The organism is Klebsiella sp. K5-204 (assembly GCF_030128585.1).
Classification (GTDB): Bacteria; Pseudomonadota; Gammaproteobacteria; order Enterobacterales; family Enterobacteriaceae; genus Klebsiella; species Klebsiella quasipneumoniae.
The window spans coordinates 1-4,571 of sequence record NZ_JAKUZS010000029.1; the positions used below are offsets into that span (position 1 = coordinate 1).

The window sequence follows — 4,571 nt, forward strand, 5'->3', positions numbered from 1 at the left end:
CACTAGCGCGGTGGTCCCACCTGACCCCATGCCGAACTCAGAAGTGAAACGCCGTAGCGCCGATGGTAGTGTGGGGTCTCCCCATGTGAGAGTAGGGAACTGCCAGGCATCAAATAAAGCAGAAAGCCCAGTCGAAAGACCGGGCTTTTTGTTTTTGCGTTTAAAAAGAACCCCGTCCCGAAAGGTGCGGGGTTTTTTGCTGTGTGGGGTATATCTCCCCGGTGGCGCTGCGCTTACCGGGGCTACGGACCTTGCGGGTTCTGTAGCCCGGACCGGTACACCACATCACCACCGTTAGCGCCCCGCAATATTATTGCCTCTGTAATCAGGCAAGCCTTCCCCCGCCAGATACGGTAAACTAACGCCGATTTTGCATCAGGAAGCCACTATGAACCACTCCCTCAAACCCTGGAATACCTTTGGCATTGAGCGATCCGCCAATACGATAGTACGCGCCGAAACTGAACAACAGTTATTAAGCGCCTGGCAAACCGCTGTCGCGGCAGGCGAACCCACGCTAATCCTTGGGGAAGGCAGTAACGTCCTGTTTCTGAACGACTATGCCGGTACGGTGATCCTCAACCGAATTATGGGGATCGAGGTGAGCGAAACCCCGGATGCCTGGCGCTTGCACGTCGGCGCCGGCGAAAACTGGCATCAACTGGTGCAGTTCACGCTACAGCATGCGATGCCTGGTCTGGAAAATCTGGCATTAATCCCTGGTTGCGCAGGATCTTCGCCTATCCAGAATATTGGCGCTTACGGCGTCGAATTGCAGCGGGTTTGCGAATATGTTGACTGCATCGAGCTGGAAACGGGACGTAAACAACGCCTTTCCGCAGCGGAATGCCGTTTCGGCTATCGCGACAGCATCTTTAAACATGAATATCAGGACCGCTACGCCATCGTCGCGATTGGCTTGGCGTTAGAGAAAGCGTGGCGACCGGTGCTGAGCTACGGTGATTTAACACGTCTCGATCCGCAGACTGTCACCCCGCAGCAGGTATTCGATGCGGTCTGTCATATGCGAATGACTAAATTGCCGGATCCAAAGATTAACGGTAATGCTGGCAGCTTTTTTAAGAACCCGATCGTCAGCGCTCAGGTTGCTGAAGCGCTGCTGGCGCAGTTCCCTGATGCACCGCACTATCCGCAGGCAAACGGCAGCGTCAAGCTGGCCGCTGGCTGGCTAATCGATCAATGTCAGCTCAAAGGACAACGCATCGGCGGCGCGGCCGTGCATCGACAGCAGGCGCTGGTACTGATTAATGAAGATCAAGCGACCAGTGAGGATGTGATAAAGCTTGCCCATTACGTTCGCCAGCAGGTGGGTGCGAAATTCAATGTATGGCTTCAACCCGAGGTGCGCTTCATTGGAACGCATGGTGAAGTCAACGCAGAGGAGAGCATTGCGTGAAAGACCATACTATCCCTTTAACGCTAATTTCTATCCTTGCTGATGGTGAGTTTCACTCAGGTGAACAGCTTGGCGAGCAGTTAGGCATGAGCCGGGCGGCGATTAATAAGCATATCCAGACTTTACGCGACTGGGGCGTTGATGTGTTTACCGTACCGGGCAAGGGTTACAGCCTGCCAGAGCCTATTCATCTTTTGGATGAGAAAAAGATCTCCCAACAGATAGAGCATGGCCGAGTGACTGTCCTTCCGGTAATCGACTCCACTAACCAGTATTTGCTGGACAGACTGGATGAGCTGACGTCCGGCGATGCCTGCGTGGCTGAATATCAGCAGGCAGGGCGGGGCCGGCGAGGCAGAAAATGGTTTTCCCCCTTTGGCGCGAATCTCTATCTCTCAATGTACTGGCGTCTGGAGCAGGGCCCGGCAGCGGCTATTGGCCTAAGCCTGGTGATCGGTATTGTGATCGCTGAAGTGCTGCAGCAGCTCGGGGCCGAACAGGTTCGCGTGAAATGGCCAAACGATATTTACCTGCAGGATCGTAAGCTGTCAGGGATCCTCGTGGAACTGACGGGGAAAACGGGCGATGCCGCACAAATCGTCAGCGGCGCGGGTATCAACCTTGTGATGCGTCACGTGGAGTCTGATGTCGTCAATCAGGGTTGGATCAGTCTTCAGGAAGCAGGGGTGGTCATCGATCGTAACCTCCTCGCCGCGCGCCTGATTAAAGAGCTGCGCCTGGGACTGGAGCTGTTCGAGCAGGAAGGGTTGGCTCCTTATCTGCCGCGCTGGGAAAAACTGGATAACTTTATTCATCGTCCGGTAAAACTGATTATCGGTGATAAAGAAATTTATGGCATTTCCCGCGGTATTGACGCCCAGGGGGCGCTATTGCTGGAGCAGGATGGTGTGATAAAAGCCTGGGTCGGTGGTGAAATATCATTGCGCAGCGCAGAATAAAAAAGGGAGCTTCGGCTCCCTTTGCTTTATTTCCGTAAGCGTACCTGATTAACAGAATGATTGGCGCTCTTGGTCATAATCAGGCTGGCGCGCTCGCGGGTTGGAAGGATGTTTTCTTTTAGATTCATTAGGTTAATCTCATTCCATAGCGAGGTGGCAATATCCACCGCTTCTTCCTTCGACAGCTTGGCGTAATTATGGAAATAAGAATCCGGGTCGGTAAATGCTCCTTCCCGGAATTTAAGAAAACGGTTGATATACCAGCTTTTCAATAATTCTTCCGGGGCATCGACATAAATAGAAAAGTCGACAAAATCCGATACGAATACATGATGCGGATCGTGTGGATAATCCATCCCACTTTGCAGAACATTCAGTCCTTCAAGAATGAGAATATCCGGTTGCGCGACGGTTTTATCGCCGTCGGGAATAACATCATAAATTAGATGGGAATAAACTGGTGCAGTTGCCTGTGGTACTCCTGATTTGAGATCGGAGACAAACTTCACCAGCCGATGCATATCATAAGACTGCGGAAAACCTTTCTTCTTCATTAACCCACGTTCTTTCAAAACCGAGTTAGGGTGCAAAAATCCGTCAGTGGTAATGAGTTCGACATGGCGATGCTCAGGCCAACGGCTAAGCAAGGCCTGCAGTACACGGGCGGTGGTGCTTTTACCTACCGCAACGCTGCCAGCTATGCTGATTATATAGGGAATACGCTGACCGTTAGTGCCAAGAAATTGTTCGAGAACCGCCTGACGACGCAGGTTAGAACTAATATAGAAGTTGAGCAAACGCGACAGCGGCAAATAGATCTCAGCAACCTCTTCCAGAGAGAGATCTTCGTTGATGCCTTTTAACCGCGTGATTTCTTCCTCGGTTAACGTCATCGGGACAGAATCACGAAGTGCAGCCCATTGGTGGCGGTTAAATTGTAGGTACGGTGTCATTAACGTCTGCTCTTTTTGGCTCATAAGCATGTTCTTACCATCACCGAATACGTTGAAACGGCGATGCTTCACACGAGTTAATCAGGACAATGGGCAGGAGGGTAACACCAGATTGCCGGGAATAATAAGAAAAAAACTCATTGAATGCTGCTTTCTCGCGCCAGCGTCACAAGAGAGGAATAAGTTTCTTATGCTTTGCAAAGCATGGTCTTTGCTAACAGGATAGTGCTAACGGCCTGCTGCCTTTCAGGCTGCGGTCAGCATAGGTTCCGGGTAAACGTGGATGACCGGAACCGCGCCTGCTGTGCTGTTTGCTGGCGATTATTTGCACTCCTTTGTTTGAAATTACACCGTTTTTTCGCGTAAGAGCACAAAATGTGAGCAAGAGAACGTTTTATGCAAATTTTTAGTTGCATGAACTCGCTCCTCTCCCTAGAATGCGCGCTACTTGATGCCGACTTAGCTCAGTAGGTAGAGCAACTGACTTGTAATCAGTAGGTCACCAGTTCGATTCCGGTAGTCGGCACCATAACAATTTGGGTGGGGTTCCCGAGCGGCCAAAGGGAGCAGACTGTAAATCTGCCGTCATCGACTTCGAAGGTTCGAATCCTTCCCCCACCACCACTTTCTGGCGACGCTTTGCGTAGCCGGAGTTGGTTGGGTAAACTAATCAGCTCAATACTACAGAGAGCAGTCTCTTTAGTATTACAGAAAGAACTGGGTAGCCGAGTTTCAGGATGCGGGCATCGTATAATGGCTATTACCTCAGCCTTCCAAGCTGATGATGCGGGTTCGATTCCCGCTGCCCGCTCCAGACGTGCTGATATGGCTCAGTTGGTAGAGCGCACCCTTGGTAAGGGTGAGGTCCCCAGTTCGACTCTGGGTATCAGCACCACTTCTTTTCTCTCCTTCCCTGTTTCTCTTCTGTTATGTTCATTCAACAAGTCGGGCATGTTGCCTGGTTGATGTGGTGATATCACCGATTTATCCGTGTCTTAGAGGGACAATCGATGTCTAAAGAAAAGTTTGAACGTACAAAACCGCACGTTAACGTCGGTACTATCGGCCACGTTGACCATGGTAAAACAACGCTGACCGCTGCCATCACTACCGTACTGGCTAAAACCTACGGTGGTTCCGCTCGCGCATTCGACCAGATCGATAACGCGCCGGAAGAAAAAGCTCGTGGTATCACCATCAACACCTCTCACGTTGAATATGACACCCCGACTCGCCACTACG

Annotated in this window: 4 protein-coding genes, 4 tRNA genes and 1 rRNA gene; 8 read left to right on the forward strand and 1 reads right to left on the reverse strand. The window is 51.3% G+C overall.

Annotated features, from left to right (window positions below; genetic code table 11):
- From rrf to birA, 3 genes are all read left to right on the forward strand, one after another.
- Positions 1-108 (forward strand): 5S ribosomal RNA (gene rrf, locus MKR05_RS26715); the annotation flags it as partial.
- Positions 109-388: 280 nt separating this feature from the next.
- Entirely contained in the window at positions 389-1,417 is a 1,029-nt protein-coding gene (gene murB / locus MKR05_RS26720; protein WP_048336577.1) for a UDP-N-acetylmuramate dehydrogenase, read from the forward strand.
- Positions 1,414-2,376 (forward strand): bifunctional biotin--[acetyl-CoA-carboxylase] ligase/biotin operon repressor BirA, encoded by a 963-nt coding sequence (birA, locus tag MKR05_RS26725; RefSeq protein WP_023291589.1) that lies wholly within the window; start codon positions 1,414-1,416, stop codon positions 2,374-2,376. Before murB ends, birA begins: the two co-directional genes overlap by 4 nt.
- Positions 2,377-2,402: 26 nt before the next feature.
- On the opposite strand, the gene coaA is transcribed toward birA, so the two are convergent.
- Positions 2,403-3,353: a type I pantothenate kinase gene (gene coaA / locus MKR05_RS26730; RefSeq protein ID WP_032429237.1), complete on the reverse strand. Its 951-nt coding sequence runs from the start codon at positions 3,351-3,353 to the stop codon at positions 2,403-2,405.
- 429 nt (positions 3,354-3,782) lie between these two features.
- On the opposite strand from coaA, the gene MKR05_RS26735 reads away from it, so the two are divergent.
- From MKR05_RS26735 to MKR05_RS26755, 5 genes are all read left to right on the forward strand, one after another.
- A tRNA-Thr gene (locus MKR05_RS26735) sits at positions 3,783-3,858 on the forward strand.
- A 10-nt stretch (positions 3,859-3,868) separates the two neighbouring features.
- A tRNA-Tyr gene (locus tag MKR05_RS26740) sits at positions 3,869-3,953 on the forward strand.
- 115 nt (positions 3,954-4,068) lie between these two features.
- Positions 4,069-4,143 (forward strand) — tRNA-Gly (locus MKR05_RS26745).
- Positions 4,144-4,148: 5 nt separating this feature from the next.
- Positions 4,149-4,224 (forward strand) — tRNA-Thr (locus tag MKR05_RS26750).
- A 115-nt stretch (positions 4,225-4,339) separates the two neighbouring features.
- Positions 4,340-4,571, forward strand: a 232-nt coding sequence (locus MKR05_RS26755; protein WP_032439543.1) for a GTP-binding protein, incomplete at its 3' end; no start/stop codon positions are given.